Origin of the sequence: Micrococcus luteus NCTC 2665 (assembly GCF_000023205.1) — a bacterium.
GTDB classification, from domain to species: domain Bacteria; phylum Actinomycetota; class Actinomycetes; order Actinomycetales; family Micrococcaceae; genus Micrococcus; species Micrococcus luteus.
In genome coordinates this window covers 941,097-957,232 of the sequence record NC_012803.1, presented here as the reverse complement: position 1 = coordinate 957,232, position 16,136 = coordinate 941,097, and the positions used below count along the sequence as shown (strand labels likewise).

14 protein-coding genes are annotated in these 16,136 nt (G+C 74.6%); 4 read left to right on the top strand and 10 right to left on the bottom strand.

The genetic code is table 11. The features are described 5' to 3' along the window. The first annotated feature begins 32 nt into the window (after positions 1-32). Positions 33-1,286, top strand: coding sequence for an aminotransferase class I/II-fold pyridoxal phosphate-dependent enzyme (locus MLUT_RS15945; RefSeq protein WP_012750821.1), 1,254 nt, complete (start codon positions 33-35; stop codon positions 1,284-1,286). 237 nt (positions 1,287-1,523) lie between these two features. On the opposite strand, the gene rsmD is transcribed toward MLUT_RS15945, so the two are convergent. From rsmD to MLUT_RS15925, 4 genes are read right to left on the bottom strand one after another with little or no spacing between them, the layout of a single operon-like run. Next, positions 1,524-2,087, bottom strand: a complete 564-nt coding sequence (rsmD, locus tag MLUT_RS15940) for a 16S rRNA (guanine(966)-N(2))-methyltransferase RsmD (protein WP_010078954.1) — start codon at positions 2,085-2,087, stop codon at positions 1,524-1,526. A gap of 3 nt (positions 2,088-2,090) precedes the next feature. Further along, the gene (locus tag MLUT_RS15935) at positions 2,091-4,283 is read right to left on the bottom strand and encodes an ATP-dependent DNA helicase RecG (protein WP_010078955.1); all 2,193 of its coding nucleotides are present in this window, start codon (positions 4,281-4,283) and stop codon (positions 2,091-2,093) included. Continuing rightward, positions 4,273-5,313, bottom strand: coding sequence for a DAK2 domain-containing protein (locus MLUT_RS15930; protein WP_010078956.1), 1,041 nt, complete (start codon positions 5,311-5,313; stop codon positions 4,273-4,275). The genes MLUT_RS15935 and MLUT_RS15930 overlap by 11 nt, the downstream gene beginning before the upstream one ends. Beyond that, the gene (locus tag MLUT_RS15925) at positions 5,310-6,434 is read right to left on the bottom strand and encodes an LCP family protein (protein ID WP_010078957.1); all 1,125 of its coding nucleotides are present in this window, start codon (positions 6,432-6,434) and stop codon (positions 5,310-5,312) included. The genes MLUT_RS15930 and MLUT_RS15925 overlap by 4 nt, the downstream gene beginning before the upstream one ends. 90 nt (positions 6,435-6,524) lie before the next feature. Here MLUT_RS15925 and MLUT_RS15920 point away from each other — a divergent pair, with 90 nt between their 5' ends. Then, the gene (locus MLUT_RS15920) at positions 6,525-7,004 is read left to right on the top strand and encodes a DUF3515 family protein (protein WP_010078958.1); all 480 of its coding nucleotides are present in this window, start codon (positions 6,525-6,527) and stop codon (positions 7,002-7,004) included. A 33-nt stretch (positions 7,005-7,037) separates the two neighbouring features. Here MLUT_RS15920 and MLUT_RS15915 read toward each other — a convergent pair whose 3' ends face one another. The 6 genes from MLUT_RS15915 to leuC all read right to left on the bottom strand — a co-directional run bounded on the left by MLUT_RS15915 (position 7,038) and on the right by leuC (position 13,527). Beyond that, positions 7,038-8,177 (bottom strand): D-alanine--D-alanine ligase family protein, encoded by a 1,140-nt coding sequence (locus MLUT_RS15915; RefSeq protein ID WP_012750819.1) that lies wholly within the window; start codon positions 8,175-8,177, stop codon positions 7,038-7,040. Next, entirely contained in the window at positions 8,174-9,211 is a 1,038-nt protein-coding gene (locus tag MLUT_RS15910; protein WP_010078960.1) for an NAD(P)H-dependent glycerol-3-phosphate dehydrogenase, read from the bottom strand. The genes MLUT_RS15915 and MLUT_RS15910 overlap by 4 nt, the downstream gene beginning before the upstream one ends. Next, positions 9,208-9,882 (bottom strand): lysophospholipid acyltransferase family protein, encoded by a 675-nt coding sequence (locus tag MLUT_RS15905; RefSeq protein ID WP_010078961.1) that lies wholly within the window; start codon positions 9,880-9,882, stop codon positions 9,208-9,210. The genes MLUT_RS15910 and MLUT_RS15905 overlap by 4 nt, the downstream gene beginning before the upstream one ends. An 80-nt stretch (positions 9,883-9,962) precedes the next feature. Next, positions 9,963-11,291 (bottom strand): UDP-N-acetylglucosamine 1-carboxyvinyltransferase, encoded by a 1,329-nt coding sequence (gene murA, locus MLUT_RS15900; RefSeq protein WP_002856412.1) that lies wholly within the window; start codon positions 11,289-11,291, stop codon positions 9,963-9,965. A gap of 172 nt (positions 11,292-11,463) precedes the next feature. Then, positions 11,464-12,069: a 3-isopropylmalate dehydratase small subunit gene (leuD, locus tag MLUT_RS15895; protein WP_010078962.1), complete on the bottom strand. Its 606-nt coding sequence runs from the start codon at positions 12,067-12,069 to the stop codon at positions 11,464-11,466. A gap of 3 nt (positions 12,070-12,072) precedes the next feature. Then, positions 12,073-13,527, bottom strand: a complete 1,455-nt coding sequence (gene leuC / locus MLUT_RS15890; protein WP_010078963.1) for a 3-isopropylmalate dehydratase large subunit — start codon at positions 13,525-13,527, stop codon at positions 12,073-12,075. Between the two features lie 228 nt (positions 13,528-13,755). On the opposite strand from leuC, the gene MLUT_RS15885 reads away from it, so the two are divergent. Continuing rightward, entirely contained in the window at positions 13,756-14,532 is a 777-nt protein-coding gene (locus tag MLUT_RS15885) for an IclR family transcriptional regulator (RefSeq protein ID WP_002856418.1), read from the top strand. A gap of 123 nt (positions 14,533-14,655) precedes the next feature. After that, positions 14,656-16,122 carry a UDP-glucose dehydrogenase family protein gene (locus tag MLUT_RS15880; RefSeq protein ID WP_010078964.1) on the top strand — a complete coding sequence of 489 codons (1,467 nt, stop codon included), beginning with the start codon at positions 14,656-14,658 and terminating at the stop codon, positions 16,120-16,122. Positions 16,123-16,136: the final 14 nt, after the last annotated feature.

Below are 16,136 nucleotides of genomic sequence, written 5' to 3'. Positions count from 1 at the left end.
GTGCGGTCCGCGGCGATGGGTACAGTGCGGCCATGGACGGAACCCAGCCCACCCCCGGAGCAGCACGGCACGACGTCGACGTGGACGCGCCGTGGCGTCGCACGGCGGCGGCCGCGGGCCTGCTCGGCGACGCCGGCCCCGTGCCCACGGTGTTCGAGACGATGACGGGCCTCGCCGTCGAGCACGGGGCCGTGAACCTCGGCCAGGGCTTCCCCGACGCCGACGGCCCCGACGCGCTGCTGCGGCTGGCGGCCGACGCCGTGCTGGCGGGCCCCAACCAGTACGCCCCCGGCACGGGCGACCCCGCGCTGCGGCGGGCCGTCGCAGAGCACCGCCGGCGCCACTGGGGCGTGACGGAGGACCCCGCCACGCAGGTCATGATCACCACGGGTGCCACCGAGGGCATCGCCGCGGCGGTCCTGGCGTTCGTGCGCCCGGGCGACGAGGTCGTCACGGTCGAGCCGTTCTACGACTCGCACGCCGCCACGATCGCCCTGGTCGGCGCCCGGCACGTGAGCGCGCCGGTGGAGGCCCCGGACTTCCTGCCGGACCCGGCGCGGGTCGCGGACGCGATCACCGACCGCACGCGCCTGCTCATCGTGAACACGCCGCACAACCCCACGGGTGCGGTCTATCCGCGGGAGCTGCTCGAGGAGCTCGTGGCCCTGTGCCGGTCCCGGGGCGTGCTGATCCTCTCGGACGAGGTCTACGACCACCTCGTCTACGAGGGCGAGCACGTCAGCCTGCGCTCGGTCGCGGGCGCCGAGGACATCGCCCTGACGGTCTCCAGCGCGGGCAAGGCGTTCGCCGTCACCGGGTGGAAGGTCGGCTGGCTGACCGGCCCGGCCGAGCTCGTCGGGGCCGCGCGCGCCGTCAAGCAGTTCCTCACCTACTCCTCCGGCCCCGCCTTCCAGCGCGCGCTGGGTGCCTACCTGCCCACCGACGACGCCGAGCGGCACCTCGCCGGCCAGCGCGAGCGGTACCGCGACGCCCGGGATCGGCTCGTGGCGGGCCTGCGCGAGGCGGGCCTGGACCCGGTCGTCCCGGCGGCGGGCTACTTCGTCGTCGTGGACCTGGCCCCGTGGGGTGTGACGGACGCGGCCGAGGCCGCGGTGCGGTGGACGCGTGAGGCCGGCGTCACCGGCATCCCCGTGGGCGCGCTCTGCCGCCCGGACGGGGGCCACCTGCGGTCGTGGCTGCGGCTGGCGTTCTGCAAGTCCCCGGATGCGATCGACGAGGCGATGCGCCGCCTGGCCGAGGCGGCCCCGCGGCTGCGCACGCCCTGACCCCCGACGCTTTCGTTGACGAAACGGCGGCCCCCGGAGCACTTTCGTTCGGGAAACGGCGGTCCCCGGAGCATTTTCGTTCGGGAAACGGCGGCCGCCGTGCTCGCGGTTCCGTGCTGAGCCCAGTCCGTTCCGCCCTCCCGTCTCCCCGGTGAGAACGGGCCGAGACGCCGCCGTTTCCCGAACGAAAACGGGCCGACACGCCGCCGTTTCCCGAACGAAAGCGGGTGGGCGGGGTCAGCGCTCGTCCTGCCAGAGGTACAGGGCGGTCTCGCCGTAGACGCGCACCTCGACCTCCTCGAGGCCGCGCGGCCGGCGCGGCGCCGCGTCCCGGGCCGCCCGCTCCAGCACGAGCAGCCCGCCCGGGGCGAGCCGCCCGGCCGCCGCCTCCAGCACGGCCTCGAGTGGCGGGCCGGCCACCGGGTACGGCGGGTCGGCCAGGATCAGGTCCACGGGCGCGGCCTCCGCCGCGAGCGCCTGCTCCACGCTCCCGGCGCGCACGCGCACGACGTCGGCCCCGCGCGCCCGGTTGACCAGCGCGGCGTTCGCGCGACACGCGGTCACGGCCTTCCGGTCCCGCTCGACCAGCAGCACCGATGCCGCTCCGCGGCTGGCAGCCTCGCACCCCAGGGCGCCGGAGCCGGCGTAGAGGTCGAGCACGGCCGTCCCGTCCAGCCAGTCGCGGGCCTCGAGCCAGGAGAACAGGGCCTCCTTGGTGCGGTCCGTGGTGGGGCGCGTGCCGGTGCCGGGGACGGCGCTCAGGGGCCGCCCGGCGGCCGCGCCGGCGATGATGCGGGACATGGCTCAGCCCTTCTCGAGGTAGTCGGCGGCGGTGAGGTGCTCGGCCTCCCAGCGGGCCACCTCGGCGGCGAGCGCCGGGTGGGCGGAGAGCCCGGGGCCGGCCGCCATGACCTGCGCGACGGCGTCGGCGGCCACGGCGATCAGCGGGGCGTCGGCGATGACGTCCACGTGGTGCAGCCCCGAGGCCAGCCCGGACTGGGCGGCGCCGAGCACGTCGCCGACGCCGCGCTGGGCGAGGTCCTCCTGCGCGATGCGCATGCCGTCCTGCTCCTGGGCCAGGACCTCGAGCCGGCGCAGCGACGGGTACCCGTCCGGCAGGCGCGTGGCCAGCAGGCAGACCGCCGCCCCGGGCCCGCGGCCCACGCGGCCGCGCAGCTGGTGCAGGGTGGACAGGCCGAAGTCGTCGGCGTCGAGGACCGCCATGACCGTCGCGTTGGGCACGTCCACGCCCACCTCCACGACGGTGGTCGCCACGAGCACGTCCGTCTCGCCGCGCGCGAAGGCCTGCATCGCCGCGTCCTGCTCGGCCTGGTCCATGCGCCCGTGCACGGCGTCGATCCGCAGTCCCGCCAGCGCCGGGAGACCCCGCAGCCGGGGTGTCATCTCCTCCACGTTGGCGTGGCCCGGGTCGGTGTCGTCGGGGTCGATGCGCGGGCACACCACGAACGCCTGGTGACCGGCCGCCACGTGCTCGGCGATCAGCTCCCACACCCGGCCGATCACGCGCGGGCCGTGGGCCATGCGCGCCACGTGCGTGGTGACCGGCTGTCGCCCCGAGGGCAGCCCCTCGAGCACCGACAGGTCCAGGTCCCCGAACACCGTCATCGCCACGGAGCGTGGGATGGGCGTGGCGGACATGACGAGCAGGTGCGTGCCGGGGTTGGCCCGCCGCAGGGCCTCGCGCTGGTCCACGCCGAAGCGGTGCTGCTCGTCGACGACGGCCAGGGCCAGCTCGGCGAAGCCCACCTTCTCGGAGAGCAGCGCGTGCGTCCCGACGGCGATCCCGGCCTCGCCGGAGGCCAGGGCCAGCAGCGCCTCCCGGCGCGCGGCGGTCTTGAGCGAGCCGGTGACCAGCACGACCCTCGTGGCCGGGCCGTCGCCGGCCCCGAGGGTGCCGGCCTCGGCGAGCGGTCCCATCAGGCGCAGCAGGGCGCGGTGGTGCTGCGCGGCGAGCACCTCGGTGGGCGCCACCAGGGCGGCCTGGCCGCCGGCGTCCACGACCTGCAGCATCGCCCGCAGGGCCACGAGCGTCTTGCCCGCGCCCACGTCCCCCTGCAGCAGCCGGCTCATCGGGGCCTCCCGGGCCAGCTCGGCGGACAGCTGCTCCCCCACCGCCACCTGGCCGGGCGTCAGCGCGAACGGCAGGCGGGCGTCGAGGGCCTCGAGCAGGCCCCCGGCCCGCGGCGGGCGGGGCGTTGCGGGCACCGCCCGCTCCCGGTCCCGGCGCCACGCGAGCGCGGCCTGGACGAGCAGCGCTTCACGCAGGGCGAGCGCGGTCCGCGCCGGCCCGGTGGCGGCGACGTCGTGCGGGGCGTGCAGATCCCGGTATGCCTGGGCGGTGTCCGGCAGCGGCACGTCCAGGTCGAGCGCCGCGGCGGCCTCCGCGCGGATCCGCTCGGTGAGCAGCTCGGGGATCCGTCCCAGGTCGACGGTCTCGAGCACTCGGGCGACGGCGGAGCGGACCGTCCACGACGGCAGCTTCCCCGTGGCCCGGTAGAGCGGGACCGGTCGCACGTCCACCTCCCCCGGGGTGACGTCGTCGTCCAGAAGGGCGAAGTCCGGGTTGTTCAGCGTGATCCGGCCGCGGTACTCGGTCGTGCGGCCCTGGAACATGGCGGTCATCCCGGGGGCGAGGCGGCGGCGGGCGTCGTGGCCGTTGAAGAAGGCCATGGACAGGCTCGCCCCCGGCACGCCGGCCACGGACGGGTCCGCGACGGTGACGTCCACGATGAACCCGGGCCGGCTGTGCATGCGCCGCGTGGTCACCGACTCCACGACGGCGACGACGGTCACCTCGGCGTCGTAGGGCAGCGCGGCGATGGGGGTGAGCTCGCCGCGCTCGATCCAGCGGCGCGGCACGTGGTCCAGCAGGTCCCCGACCGTGGTCAGCCCGAGCTCCCTCTCGAGGCGGGCGGGCAGCTTCCCACCCAGCACCTCGGACAGGGGCAGGTCGGTGACGGGGGCCTCAGCGGCCATGGCACCCGTCCGGTGCGGCGTCGTCGCCGTGCGACGGCCCGGCCAGGTCGGTGACGGTCAGGCCCTCGACGTCGCCGGCGGCCCGCAGGGGGCCGATCGCGTCCTCGGCGCGGGGCACGTGCACGTGGACCCGCCACGGGACCCGGCCCTGCCCGTCACGGGCGGTCCCAAGGGGGGCCAGGATCACGGCGTCCCCCACGTCGGCCAGCCGTCGGCGCAGCCCGGCCGCGGCGAGCGGGGTGAGCGTCAGGGTGCCCATCACCTCGACGGCCCCCTCGATCGGCGCCTCCGCCTCGGCGGCGGGCTCGCCCTCCGCGGCCTGGGCGCCCTCGACGTAGCCGGGGAGCGCGGTGGCCAACTCCTCGTCCACGGGCGTGCCCGCCACGACGGAGCGCAGCGCCTCGAACACCCAGAGCAGCCCGACGGCACCGGCGTCCACGACGTGCGCCCGGGTCAGCGGGGCGAGCAACGACTCGGTCTCCTCCACGGCCTGCACGCAGTCGGCCAGCATGACGGTCACGGCCGGGCCGAGCCGCACGGCCGGGTCCGCGTCCCCGGCCACCGCGGGGGTGTCGGGGGCCTGGGTGGACGAGCGCGCGAGGCTGCGGGCGGCCGCGGAGAGCACCGTGAGGATCGTCCCCTCGCGCGGATCCGACAGGGCCTGCCGGGCGGCCCGGTCGGCGGCCCCGAATGCCGCCGCCAGGGCGAACGCGTCGACGCGCTCCCGGCCGCGCAGGGGCTCGGCCATCCCCGCCAGGCTGACCGCCAGCAGCATGCCCGAGTTGCCTCGGGCCGAGTCCAGCGCGGCCGCGCCCGCGTGCGCGAGCACGGCGCCGACGTCGTCCTGTGCGGGGCAGGCGTCGGCCGCGGTGCGGGCCGCCGTCAGCGTGGCGAGCATGTTCGTGCCCGTGTCCGCGTCCGGGACCGGGAAGAGGTTCAGGGCGTCGAGCCGCGGCGCGGCCCGGCCCACGAGCTCCTCCGCGAGCGCGAGCCAGTGCCGTACCAGGGACGGCCGGGGCGGCGTGCTCACTGCGCGACGGCCTCCCCCAGGGTGCCGGTGCGGATGCCCTTGCCCAGGCGGGCGATCGCCTCCCAGTCCGGCCACACGACGTCCTCGCCGGTGTCCGTGTAGCCCACGCCCACGGATGGCACCGTGCTGGTCACGATCGGGGCGTCGCGCGCGTCGCGCAGGGACCACGCCAGGCTCGCGAGGGTGCCGGAGTCGAGCTCGTCGTCGAGGGTCAGGAAGGGGGCGAACTCCTCGACGGCGGCCTGCACCCGGCTCGGGTCCGAGAGGGTGTCCCGCGAGAGGAACGCGGCCACGATGGCCTTGACCAGGCGCTGCTGGTTCTCCACGCGGTCGAAGTCGCTGCGCGGCAGGTTGTACCGTTCCCGCGCGTAGGCCAGGGCCTTGTCCCCGTCCATCTGCACGGTGCCCGCGGGGAAGTCGATGCCGCCGGTGGAGACGAAGGCGCTGGGGTTGTCCACGCTGACGCCGCCCAGGGCGTCCACGAGGCCCTTGAAACCGGCGAGGTCCACGGCGATCAGGTGGTCCACTCGTGCCTGGAACATGTTCTCCGCGGTGGCCACCGTCAGCGGGATGCCGCCGTACTGGTAGGCGGCGTTGACCTTGTGGTCCCCGTGCCCCGGGATGGGCACCCACATGTCACGCATGATGGACATGACCTGGATCTCGCTGCGGTCCCCGGGCACGTGGACCCACATGAGGGTGTCCGATCGGCCGGCGGAGTCACGGCCCTCCGCGCCCGCGTCCTCCCCGACGAGCAGCACGTCGAGGGCCTGCTCGTCCGCCTGCTCGTCCGCGCCCGGGGCGACGGGGCCCTGGGCGCCTTCGGCGGCCTGGTCCGCGTCCATGCCGGGCGGCGGCGCGGTGGGCTGCTGGGCGGACGCCCCCGCGGCGCCCGGGCGGCCCGACTCGGCGGGGAACGCGCCGCCGTCGAAGCGCTGGGTGTCCTGGTCGATGATCCGGGCGATCCCGCCGACGTACACCGCCGCCGCGATGCCCACGGCCAGCAGCGCCACGAGCACGACCGCCAGGGCGATCAGCCACGGGCGGCGACGACGACGGCGCCGCCCGACGGCGACGTCCTCCTGCGGGGGGCGGGGGCGGGGGTCCGCGGTGCTGCTCACGTGGGCTCCTGAGGCGGGGGACGGGAAGGGTCCCTCCCATGCTAGGGCACGGGCCCCCGCGGGTCCCGGCGGCGCACGTATCCTGGGCGGATGGAATCCCGCCGTCTGCGTCGTCTCGTGCCCCTCCTGACCGCGATCACCCTCGGCGCCACGGCCTGCTCCGGACGCGTGGCCACGGTGGACGCCGCGCCCCACGCCGCTGACCCGGCGTGCGCCCCGGCCATGGTGGCCATGCCCGACGCCCTGGGCGACCTCGACCTGCGCCCCACCGACAGCCAGGCGACGGCCGTGTGGGGTGACCCGGCCGCCGTCGTCCTGCGCTGCGGCGCCGAGGTCCCCGGCCCCACCACGGACCGCTGCATCTCCGTGGACGGGATCGACTGGGTCATCCGGGACGAGGACGAGAACTGGCGGATCACCACCTACGGCCGCGACCCGGCCGTGGAGGTGCTGTTCGGCAAGGACCAGGCCAGCTCGGACACCGTGATGGTGGGCCTGTCCTCGGCGGTCGCGCAGATCGAGCCCAGCGGCGGCTGCGTCAGCGTGCAGGACGCCACACCCGTCGGCTGAGACCGGCGCGGGCCGGGGCGGCCGCGGGCCGCGTCAGTGCAGGCCGACCCCCCGCTCGAGGGCGAGGTCCAGCAGCTCCGAGATCAGATCGTCGTAGGACAGGCCCGTCCGCTCCCACATGGCCGGGTACATGCTGATGGGCGTGAAGCCCGGCATGGTGTTGATCTCGTTGACCACCCAGCGCCCGTCCGGGGTGAAGAAGAAGTCGCAGCGGCCCAGGCCGGATCCGTCCACGGCCTCGAAGGCGCGGATCGCCAGGGCGCGCAGCCGCTCGATCTCCTCCTCCGGCAGCTCGGCCGGGCAGGACAGCTGTGTGGTGCCGGTGTCCTGGTACTTCGACTCGAAGTCGTAGAACTGCGTCTCGCCCTCGTCGTGGGCCACGACGATCTCCCCCGGCAGCGAGGCGCGCGGGGCGGCGGCGCCGTGCCCGTCGAGGACGGCGCACTCGATCTCGCGGCCGACGATGCCCGCCTCCACCACGACCTTGGGGTCGAAGCGACGGGCCTCCTCGACGGCGGCGCGCAGACCCGCGGGCTCGGTGACGCGGGTGATGCCGAAGGACGAGCCGGCGCGGGCGGGCTTGACGAACAGCGGGTAGGCGAGCGCCCCGGCGCGGGCGAGGGCCGCCTCCGGATCGCGCGCCCAGTCGCGGGCGGTGATGGTCTCCCACGGGCCGACCTGGAGGCCGGCGGCCTGGAAGGCGACCTTCATGAAGTGCTTGTCCATGCCGACCGCGGAGGCGAGCACGCCGCAGCCCACGTAGGGCAGACCCAGCGACTCGAACATGCCCTGGAGAGTGCCGTCCTCGCCCCAGGGGCCGTGCAGCAGCGGGAACACGACGTCCACGGGGCCCAGCGAGGAGCCGTCGGCCGCGGTCAGCTCGACGGTGCCGTCCGGCAGGGCGCGCAGGCTCACCGGGGCCTTGGGCTCCGGCACCTCCGGCAGGGCGTCGCCGTCCAGGCGGAACGAGGCCACGTCCAGCTCGTCGTGCGACCACAGGCCGGAGCGGGCCACACCCACCGGCACGACGTCCCAGCGCTGACGGTCGGCCGCGTGCAGCACGCCCGCCGCGGTCACGCAGCTGATGGGGTGCTCGCTCGAGCGGCCGCCGAAGAGCAGGAGCACGCGGGGACGCGCGTCGGCGGCGGCCTCCGGGGCGGGGGTGGCGGTCATGCGGTGCGTCCTTCCGACTTCAGGTCACGGGCGAGCAGCAGCTCGGCGAGGCGGTCCACGGCCACGTCCCCGGCGACCACCCGGTCCATCAGCTCGCTGATGGGCATCGCCACACCGTGGGCGCGGGCGGCGTGCACGATGGCGGACACGGACTTGATGCCCTCGGCCGTCTGGCTCATGGCGGCCACCGCCTCCTCCGCGCTGAGGCCGGTGCCGATGTGGCGGCCGGCCGTGCGGTTGCGGGAGAGGGGCGAGGCGCACGTGGCCACGAGGTCGCCCAGGCCGGCGAGCCCGGCCATGGTGGCCGGGTCCCCGCCGAGCGCGACGGCCAGCCGGGTGGTCTCGGCCAGGCCCCGGGTGATGACGGAGGCCTTGGAGTTGTCCCCCAGCCCCTGCCCGTCGCAGATGCCCACGGCGAGCGCGATGACGTTCTTCACCACGCCGCCGATCTCCACGCCCACGACGTCCGTGTTCGTGTAGGGCCGGAAGGTCCGGCCGGCCGTGAGGGCGGCGATGCGCTCCGCCGTCGCGCGCGAGGCCGAGGCGACCACCGTGGCGGTGGGCTCGCCGCGCGCGATCTCAAGGGCGAGGTTGGGTCCGGAGACCACCGCGAACCGGTCCGGGCTGAGGCCCAGCTCCTCCGCGCAGACCTGCGACATCCGCGCGTCGGTGCCGCGCTCAAGGCCCTTGACGAGGGAGACCACGACGGCGTCCGGGGCCAGGTCGGCGCGCACGGTGCGTAGCGTCTCGCGCACATGCTGCGCGGGCACGGCCACCACCACGACGCCGGCGCCCCGGACCGCCTCGGCGGCGTCGGTGACGGCGCGCACGCAGGTGGGCAGCGTGATGCCGGGCAGGTACTCGGGGTTCTCGTGTCGCTCGGTGATGGCCTCGGCGACCTCGGCCCGCCGGGACCACATCACGATCTCGGACGCGCGGGCGGACTCGGGACTGGTGCTCAGGCCCAGGACGCGGGCGAAGGCCGACCCCCAGCTGCCGGCCCCGAGGACGGCGACGGTCCGCGGATCGCTCATGCCCCGGTCACCCGCCGTCCCGTCGTGGGGTCCCAGCGGCCCTCCGGGGCCGGTTCTCCGCGCAGCTCGGCGACCAGGTCGGTGATCGCGGCCATCATGCGGCCGGTGCCCTCGCGCAGGGTCGCCGCCGTCACGGGGCGGTCCCGCAGGTCCGCGAGGTCGACGGGCGCGCCGACCCGGATCCGGGCGGTCTTGCGCGGGAGGACGCGGAGGGAGCGGCCGCCGTACGGCAGCAGTTCCTGGATGCCCCACTGACCGACGGGGATGAGCGGGGCGCCGGTCTGCAGGGCGAGGCGCACGGCCCCGTTGCGCCCGGCCATGGGCCAGCCGTCGGGATCGCGGGTGACGGTGCCCTCCGGGTAGACGATGATCGCCCGGCCCGTGGCGACGGCCTCGCGGGCGGCGGCGAGCGAGCGGCCGCCGTCGCGGGTGCGCTCGACCGGGATCATGCGGGTGGCCTCGAGGACCTGCTTGAGCACGGGCACCTTCCAGAGCTCGGCCTTGGCGAGGAAGGTCGGCAGCAGGCCCTGGTTGTAGACCATGTGGGCCACGGAGAGCGGGTCCACCTCCGAGATGTGGTTGACGGCGAGGATCGCGCCGGTCTCGGGCAGGTGCTCGGTCCCCTCCCACACCTGGCGGACGAGGGCCCGCATCGCCGGTCGCACGATCACCCCCGGGATCACGTAGGGGGCCCGCGCGGTACGCGTCGGACGACCCCCCGCGGCGGCAGGGCTCTGCGCGTCCACGCCGCTCACCGGTCGCGTTCGGTCAGCTCGACGTCGGCGCCGAGGCCCTCGAGCTTCGCCATGAAGTGCTCGTAGCCGCGGTTGATGATCTCCAGGCCCGTCGCCGTGGAGGTGCCCTCGGCGGTGAGGGCGGCGATCAGGTGGGAGAAGCCGCCGCGCAGGTCCGGGATGTCGAACTCGACGCCATGCAGCGGCGTCGGGCCGGAGATCACGGCCGAGTGCAGGAAGTTGCGCTGACCGAAGCGGCACGGCACGGAGCCGAGGCACTCGCGGTGCAGCTGGATGGAGGCGCCCATCCGCACGAGGGCGTCGGTGAAGCCGAAGCGGTTCTCGTACACGGTCTCGTGCACGATGGAGACCCCCTTGGCCTGGGTCAGCGCCACCACGAGGGGCTGCTGCCAGTCGGTCATGAAGCCGGGGTGCACGTCCGTCTCGAGCACGAGCGGGTTGAGATCGCCGCCGGCGTGCCAGAACCGGATGCCGTCGTCGACGACGTCGAACTCGCCGCCGATCTTGCGGTAGGTGTTCAGGAACGCCGTCAGGTCGCGCTGCTCGGCGCCACGGACGTAGATGTCCCCGCGGGTGGCCAGGGCGGCGGAGGCCCACGAGGCGGACTCGTTGCGGTCGGGCAGCGCGATGTGGTTGTAGCCGCGCATCTCGCTCACGCCCTCGATGCGGATGGTGCGGTCCGTCTGCACCGTGATGATCGCGCCCATCTTCTGCAGGACGGCGATGAGGTCGTGGATCTCCGGCTCGACGGCGGCGCCCTTGAGCTCGGTGATGCCCTCGGCCTTCACGGCGGTCAGCAGCACCTGCTCGGTGGCTCCGACGGAGGGGTACGGCAGCTCGAGCTTGGCGCCGTGCAGGCCCTTGGGGGCGGAGATGGAGATGCCGCCCGGGCGCTTGTCCACGACGGCGCCGAAGTTGCGCAGCACGGCCAGGTGGTAGTCGATCGGGCGGTCGCCGATCTTGCAGCCGCCGAGGTCGGGGATGAAGGCCTCGCCGATCGCGTGCATGAGCGGGCCGCAGAAGAGGATCGGGATGCGCGAGTCGCCGGCGTGGGCGTCGATCTCGGCGGTCAGGGCCGACTTCACCCCGGCCGGGTCCATCGTGATCCGCCCGGTCTCCTTGTCCCACTCCACGGACACGCCGTGGATCTCGAGGAGGGAGCTGACGACGTCCACGTCCTTGATCTCGGGGATGTTCCGGAGCACGGACGGCGAGTTGCCGAGCAGGGCGGCCACCATGGCCTTGGGCACCAGGTTCTTGGCGCCGCGCACGGTCACCTCACCGGTCAGCGGCTTGCCGCCATGGATGGTCAAGAGCTTCGCCATGCGCGTCCTTCCTCAGCGCGGCCGCAGGGCCACGGTCTCGGCCACTCCGCCGGAGCGGGGAGGTCTCTGAACGGGACCGCCCGCCGCGTGCGGCGGGCGGTCCCGGAATCGACTCCCAGCATAGGGCGTCGCCATGCACGCGCGGCAATGGTGCGCTCCCGGCGCCGGCCGGTCAGCCGGCCGTGCGGGCCGGCAGGGTGGTGGGCTTGTACGCGGGGCGGTCCGCCTCATAGGCATCGATCTCGGCCTGGTGCCCCAGGGTGACGGCGATGTCGTCCAGGCCCTCGAGCAGCCGGCGACGGGTGTCGTCGTCGATCTGGAAGGGGGCGGTCACATCCCCGCACTCGACGGTGCGTGTGACGAGGTCCACGGTGACCGTGGTCCCGGGACGGTTCTCCAGCTCCTTCCAGATGCGTTCGACGTCCTCCTGCTCCACCTGGGCCGCGACGAGCCCCTGCTTGGCGGAGTTGCCGCGGAAGATGTCCGCGAAGCGCGGGGAGATCACTGCGCGGAAGCCGTAGTCCTTGAGCGCCCACACGGCATGTTCGCGCGAGGAGCCGGTGCCGAAGTCGGAGCCCGCCACGAGCACGGTGCCCCCGCTGAACGGCTCGGTGTTCAGGATGAAGTCGGGGTCCTGGCGCCAGCCGGCGAACAGGGCGTCCTCGAAGCCCGTGCGGGAGATCCGCTTGAGGTACACGGCCGGGATGATCTGGTCCGTGTCCACGTTCGAGGCGCGCAGCGGCACGCCGACGCCGGTGTGGGTGGTGAACTTCTCCATGGCTCAGGCCTCCTGGGGGGTGAGGGCGGGCAGGTCGGACGGGCTGGCGAGGCGGCCCAGCACGGCGGTGGCCGCGGCGACCACCGGGGACACCAGGTGGGTGCGTCCGCCCTTGCCCTGCCGGCCCTCGAAGTTGCGGTTGGAGGTGGACGCGCAGCGCTCCCCCGGGGCGAGCTGGTCCGGGTTCATGCCCAGGCACATGGAGCAGCCGGCGAACCGCCACTCGGCCCCGAAGTCCTCGAACACCCTGTCCAGGCCCTCGTCCATGGCCTGCAGACGCACGCGCGCCGAGCCCGGCACGACCATGACGCGCAGCCCCTCGGCCTTGCGCCGGCCCCGGACGACCTCGGCGAACGCCCGCAGGTCCTCGATGCGGGAGTTGGTGCACGAGCCCATGAAGACGGTGTCGACCTCGACCTGCTTCATCGGCGTGCCGGGGGCCAGGTCCATGTAGGACAGCGCCTTGCGGGCCGCCTCCTGGGCCACCGGGTCGGCGAAGTCCTCGGGCGCGGGGACGGCGTCGTTCAGGCTCACGCCCTGACCCGGGTTGGTGCCCCACGTGACGAACGGCTCCAGCGTGTCCGCGTCGATGACCACCTCGGCGTCGAACTCCGCGCCCTCGTCCGTGGCGAGGGTGCGCCAGTGCTCGACGGCGGCGTCCCAGTCGGCGCCCACGGGGGCGTGGGGCCGTCCCTTCAGGTAGGCGAAGGTGGTCTCGTCCGGGGCGACCATGCCGGCGCGGGCGCCGGCCTCGATGGACATGTTGCAGATGGTCATCCGGCCCTCCATGGAGAGGTTCCGGATGGCCTCACCGCGGTACTCGAGCACGAAGCCCTGGCCCCCGCCCGTGCCGATCTTCGCGATGACCGCGAGGATGATGTCCTTGGCCGTCACGCCCGGGCGCAGCGTGCCGTCCACGGTGACCGCCATGGTCTTGAAGGGCTTGAGCGGCAGGGTCTGGGTGGCCAGGACGTGCTCGACCTCGGAGGTGCCGATGCCGAACGCCAGGGCGCCGAACGCGCCGTGGGTGGAGGTGTGGGAGTCGCCGCAGACCACGGTGAGGCCGGGCTGGGTCAGGCCCAGCTGGGGGCCGACGACGTGGACGATGCCCTGCTCGGCGTCGCCCAACGGGTGCAGGCGGACGCCGAACTCGGCGCAGTTGGCCCGCAGGGTCTCGATCTGGGTGCGCGAGGTGGCATCCGCGATCGGCTGGTCGATGTCCAGCGTCGGGGTGTTGTGGTCCTCCGTGGCGATGGTCAGGTCGGGCCGACGCACCGGACGCCCGGCCAGACGCAGCCCCTCGAAGGCCTGCGGGCTCGTCACCTCGTGCACGAGGTGCAGGTCGATGTAGAGCAGGTCGGGGGTGCGGGAGGCGCCCTCGCCCTCGCCGCGCACCACCACGTGTTCGTCCCAGACCTTCTCGGCCAGCGTCCTGGGTCGCGTCGTCGCCGTCGTCATCTGCCGCACCTTCCTGCTCACGCACCTGTCGGTCGTCGCCCGGCGCGGGGCGCCGGTGCTCACGGACCACTGTGGGGCGCGGCGGGGCCGTTCTCGACCACGGGGCGCGATATTCCATATCGTGAGATTTCGTCTCATATTCCGGAATCGGCGGCGGCCGGCCCGGTCGCACACGACGCGCGCCGACACCCACGGCCGTCCGCGCAGTGAGACGACTACGATCACACCATGACCACCGAGCCCGTGCGCCCACCCACCGAGGACGACCTCATCGGCCCCTCGCTCCACCGGCATCCCAGCGGCGTCGGCGTGGTGGACAAGTCGGTGGCGATCCTCGACGCGCTCGAGTCCGGCCCGGCCACGCTCGCCCAGCTCGTCACCGCCACCGGGATCGCGCGGCCCACGCTGCACCGGCTCGCGGCCGCCCTCACGCACCACCGCATGGTGGGCAAGGACCTGCAGGGCCGCTACGTGCTGGGCACCCGCCTGGCCGAGCTCGCCTCCGCTGCCGGCGAGGACCGGCTCACGACGGCCTCCGGCCCGGTGCTGCTGTGGCTGCGTGATGCCACGGGAGAGAGTGCCCAGGTGTTCCGTCGGCAGGCGGACTCCCGCGTGTGCGTGGCCAGCGCGGAGCGGCCCTGGGGCCTGCGCGACACCATCCCCGTGGGCGCCCGCATGTCCATGAAGGCCGGCTCCGCCGCGCAGGTGCTCCTGGCCTGGGAGGACCACGAGCGGCTCGTCGAGGGGCTGGCCGGCGCCGTCTTCACACCCACCGTCCTCGCGGCGGTGCGGCGGCGCGGCTGGGCCCAGTCCCTGGCCGAGCGCGAGCCCGGGGTCGCCTCGGTGTCCGCACCGGTGCGCGGCCCCAGCGGACGCGTCATCGCGGCGGTCTCGATCTCCGGCCCCCTCGAACGGCTCTCCCGCCAGCCGGGCCGGCTGCACGCGGACGCCGTCGTCTCCGCCGCGACGCGGCTCACCGAGCTCATCCGCGCCGGCGAGGCCTGAGGCCCGCCCGCGCCACCGACGGGACGCGCCGCGGAGACACCCCGTTCTTCCCGCGTTCACCCGCGGGGCCTAGCGTCAACCAGGTCCCCGACCGCCGCCCCCCGCACCACCGAGGAGTCCGCCGTGACCGAGACGACCGCGCCCGCCGCCCCCGCCGAGCAGGAGGCCGCGCCGCGGCTGTCCGTGATCGGCACGGGCTATCTGGGCGCCACACACGCCGCCTGCATGGCCGAGCTGGGCTTCGAGGTCCTCGGCGTGGACGTGGACCCGGCCAAGATCGAGCGCCTGGCCCGCGGCGAGGTGCCCTTCCACGAACCCGGCCTGCCCGAGCTGCTGCGCACCCACGTCGCCTCCGGGCGGCTGCGCTTCACCACCGACGTCGCGGAGGCGGCCCGCTGGGCGGACGTCCACTTCATCGGCGTCGGCACCCCGCAGAAGGTGGGCGAGACCGCGGCGGACCTGAGCTATGTGGACGCCGCCGTCGCCTCCCTCGCCGCGGCGATCGACCGCGACGCGCTGATCGTCGGCAAGTCGACCGTGCCCGTGGGCACCGCGCGCCGCCTGGCCGAGCTCGTGCACACCGTGCGCGCGGAGGCCGGACTGCCGGGCGAGGTCGAGCTCGCCTGGAACCCCGAGTTCCTGCGGGAGGGCTTCGCGGTGAGGGACACGCTCACCCCGGACCGCCTCGTCATCGGCACCCACGGGCCCCGCGCCGAGGGGATCCTGCGGCGGGTCTACGCGCGGCAGCTCGCTGCCGACACCCCGTGGATCAGCACGGACCTCGAGACGGCCGAGCTGGTGAAGGTGGCCGCCAACGCCTTCCTGGCCACGAAGATCTCGTTCATCAACGCGTTCTCGGAGATCACCGAGAACGTGGGCGGGGACATCGGCACCCTCGCGGACGCGATCGGCCACGACGCCCGGATCGGACGCCGCTTCCTCAACGCGGGCGTGGGCTTCGGGGGCGGCTGCCTGCCCAAGGACATCCGCGCGCTCCAGGCCCGCGTCTCCGAGCTGGGCCTGGACCGGACCATGCGGCTCCTGGCGGAGGTGGACGACATCAACCTGCGCCGCCGCGACCGCGTGGTGGACCTGGCCGTGCAGGTGCTCTCCGCGGCTCGCGACGGCCGCGTCCGCCGGGCCGAGGCCTCCGGAACCGCCCCCACCCCCGCGAGCGTCCAGGTGCTCAACGGCACGCGGATCGCCGTGCTGGGCGTCACGTTCAAGCCGGACTCCGACGACGTCCGGGACTCCCCCGCCCTCGACGTCGCCAACCGTCTCTACACGGCCGGCGCCGACGTCCGCGTGTACGACCCCGAGGGCAACGCCAACGCGGCCGCCCGCTTCCCGCGGCTCGACTACGTGGACTCGCTGGACGCGGCCGTGGACGGCGCCGAGCTGACCCTGCTGCTGACCGAGTGGCGCCAGTTCCGCGAGATGGATCCGGACGCCGTAGGAGCACGCGTGGCCTCACGCCTGCTGATCGACGGGCGCAATGTCCTGGACGTCGCATCGTGGCGCGAGCACGGGTGGGACGTCGTCGGCCTCGGGCACCGCTTCGACCCGGAGCGACTCCTCCGCCCGGCCTGATCCGCCCGCGGATC

What these genes read in the sequence shown, in the direction of transcription:
- murA (WP_002856412.1), bottom strand. Translation starts at nt 11,291, where the DNA reads ATGGCGAAGCTCTTGACCATCCATGGCGGCAAGCCGCTGACCGGTGAG.
- leuC (WP_010078963.1), bottom strand. Translation starts at nt 13,527, where the DNA reads ATGACGACGGCGACGACGCGACCCAGGACGCTGGCCGAGAAGGTCTGG.
- rsmD (WP_010078954.1), bottom strand. Translation starts at nt 2,087, where the DNA reads ATGTCCCGCATCATCGCCGGCGCGGCCGCCGGGCGGCCCCTGAGCGCC.
- MLUT_RS15885 (WP_002856418.1), top strand. Translation starts at nt 13,756, where the DNA reads ATGACCACCGAGCCCGTGCGCCCACCCACCGAGGACGACCTCATCGGC.
- MLUT_RS15910 (WP_010078960.1), bottom strand. Translation starts at nt 9,211, where the DNA reads ATGAGCGATCCGCGGACCGTCGCCGTCCTCGGGGCCGGCAGCTGGGGG.
- MLUT_RS15920 (WP_010078958.1), top strand. Translation starts at nt 6,525, where the DNA reads ATGGAATCCCGCCGTCTGCGTCGTCTCGTGCCCCTCCTGACCGCGATC.
- MLUT_RS15945 (WP_012750821.1), top strand. Translation starts at nt 33, where the DNA reads ATGGACGGAACCCAGCCCACCCCCGGAGCAGCACGGCACGACGTCGAC.
- MLUT_RS15915 (WP_012750819.1), bottom strand. Translation starts at nt 8,177, where the DNA reads ATGACCGCCACCCCCGCCCCGGAGGCCGCCGCCGACGCGCGTCCCCGC.
- MLUT_RS15935 (WP_010078955.1), bottom strand. Translation starts at nt 4,283, where the DNA reads ATGGCCGCTGAGGCCCCCGTCACCGACCTGCCCCTGTCCGAGGTGCTG.
- leuD (WP_010078962.1), bottom strand. Translation starts at nt 12,069, where the DNA reads ATGGAGAAGTTCACCACCCACACCGGCGTCGGCGTGCCGCTGCGCGCC.